Genomic DNA, 229 nt, shown 5'->3' with positions numbered 1-229 from the left:
AACCGGTAGAAGATCAACCAGCAGCGCCAGGAGCAACAGAAACCCCAACTCCAGCGCAACCAGCTGAAGAAACTCCAGCGTCAGGAGCAACAGAAACCCCAACTCCAGTGAAACCTGTGGAAGATCAACCAGCAGCGCCAGGAGCAACAGAAACCCCAACTCCAGCGCAACCGGTAGAAGATCAACCAGCAGCGCCAGGAGCAACAGAAACCCCAACTCCAGCGCAACC

1 pseudogene is annotated in these 229 nt (G+C 56.3%); it reads left to right on the top strand.

The window, feature by feature from the left end:
* Window positions 1-229, top strand: a pseudogene (locus tag KV696_RS09510) (CHAP domain-containing protein); the annotation flags it as partial.

This window comes from Streptococcus humanilactis (genome assembly GCF_019448275.1).
Lineage (GTDB): Bacteria > Bacillota > Bacilli > Lactobacillales > Streptococcaceae > Streptococcus > Streptococcus humanilactis.
This window is presented reverse-complemented; position numbering and strand designations above follow the sequence as displayed.